Origin of the sequence: Candidatus Bandiella numerosa, assembly GCF_021811875.1 — a bacterium.
Taxonomy (GTDB): Bacteria; Pseudomonadota; Alphaproteobacteria; order Rickettsiales; family Midichloriaceae; genus Aquirickettsia; species Aquirickettsia numerosa_A.
In genome coordinates this window covers 1-1,657 of sequence record NZ_JAJBJD010000189.1, presented here as the reverse complement: position 1 = coordinate 1,657, position 1,657 = coordinate 1, and the positions used below count along the sequence as shown (strand labels likewise).

3 protein-coding genes are annotated in these 1,657 nt (G+C 28.9%); 2 read left to right on the top strand and 1 reads right to left on the bottom strand.

From position 1 onward, the window contains the following. The first annotated feature begins 148 nt into the window (after window positions 1-148). Both radC and pth read left to right on the top strand, forming a co-directional pair. A complete protein-coding gene (gene radC / locus L8D11_RS05290) occupies window positions 149-844 on the top strand; it encodes a RadC family protein (RefSeq protein WP_236870625.1) in 696 nt (231 codons plus the stop codon). Beyond that, complete coding sequence (gene pth, locus L8D11_RS05285) at window positions 841-1,443, top strand: aminoacyl-tRNA hydrolase (RefSeq protein ID WP_236870624.1); 603 nt, start codon at window positions 841-843, stop codon at window positions 1,441-1,443. The genes radC and pth overlap by 4 nt, the downstream gene beginning before the upstream one ends. 27 nt (window positions 1,444-1,470) lie before the next feature. Here pth and L8D11_RS05280 read toward each other — a convergent pair. Further along, window positions 1,471-1,657, bottom strand: a 187-nt coding sequence (locus tag L8D11_RS05280) for a hypothetical protein (RefSeq protein WP_236870623.1), incomplete at its 5' end; no start/stop codon positions are given.

Below are 1,657 nucleotides of genomic sequence, written 5' to 3'. Positions count from 1 at the left end.
TACTCTTCTCTATACGTTCTTCTGCTTCTCTTACTAAAAATGACATTTTGCCTCCTCTTTCGTATGTACTTATCTTTTCATTCTATCATATATGTTTCTTTCTGCCTATTATGCAATGGTCTTATTTATGGGAAGGTAATAATTGATAATGGAAGAAATAGAGAATAAACATGGACACAGAAAGAGGTTAAAAGATAGATTTTATAAATCACCGATAAGAACTTTGCCGGATTATGAAATATTAGAAATGTTGTTATTTAATGTTATATTAATTAAAGATACAAAGCTGGTAGCGAAATCACTATTGAAGGAATTTGGAAGTTTAGCTGGGGTAATCAATGCCGAATATAGTCAGGTAAATAGAGTAAAAGGTTTAGGCAAATCAGCCGAGGTATATTTTAAACTGTTAAAAGATTTGTTTAGTCGTTTGCATATACCTAATGACTCAAATAAAAAATTTCATATACTTAACAATTGGAGTTCTGTTATAAATTATTGTAATTTAATTATGGGATTTCAAAAAGTTGAACATTTTAAGATACTTTATTTAAATTCGAAAAATATATTAATCCACGAACAAATGATTGATTCTGGTACTGTTGATAGAATAGCTATACATCCAAGAGAGATTGTGAAAAATGCATTAACGCATTTTGCATCTGCGGTTATTCTGGTACATAATCATCCAAGTGGAGATACATCTCCATCTAAACAAGATATAGAAATTACGAATAAGATTATAACGGCTTTAAAGGCTATAAATATTGTTGTGCATGATCACATAATAGTTTCGCACAATGATTATTTTTCATTTAAAACAAATAATTTGATTAATTCAGAATGAAATTGGTAATAGGGTTAGGTAATCCTGGTTTTAAATATAAAGAAACGAGGCATAATTTAGGATTTAATGCAATAGAAGTGCTTGCAAAAAAATTTAAAATTTCGGAATTTCAGGATAAATTTGATGGAAAGATAGCGAAGGCTACAATTTTTAATCAGGATATTATATTTTTTCTGCCTATGACGTTTATGAATAATTCAGGAATTCCTATCAGTAAAGTTGTGAATTTTTATAAAATACCTTTAAGTGATATATTTATTATTTTCGATGATTTAGATTTGGTAGTGGGTAAAATTAAAATTAAAATTGGTGGTAGAGATGCTGGTCATAATGGTTTGAAGTCCATAGATTCATATGTTGGTAAAAACTATAATAAAATTAAAATTGGCATCGGGAGACCGGCTCTAGCCGCTATGGTTACGAATTATGTATTAAACAAATTTGATGAGAGCGAATTTTACCAAATCAATACTATACTCAACTTCTTAGCTGAAAATTTAAATCTGATACTAAGCGAGCAGCACGAAAAGTTTTTGAATTTATATCATTCCAATCAAGCCCAATTAAAACAGAGTGTGGCTAAAGAGTTGAGCAAGTAGTAATATTATATAATATAAAATCTAATATTAAAATCCACTATCTGCAGCTAAAATTTGTTTCATAGCTCCCCTTTCATATTCATATACAGGCATTGCTAAACAAATATAGCATACAATTGAGAAAGCTGATATGATATGCACAATAACACAAATAAGGTTAGTATATGTCAGAAATAATATGTTGCAAATGCAGAGAAAGTAATTATTACAGATC

Coding starts and splice junctions, on each gene's coding strand:
- radC (WP_236870625.1), top strand. CDS start 149: ATGGAAGAAATAGAGAATAAACATGGACACAGAAAGAGGTTAAAAGAT.
- pth (WP_236870624.1), top strand. CDS start 841: ATGAAATTGGTAATAGGGTTAGGTAATCCTGGTTTTAAATATAAAGAA.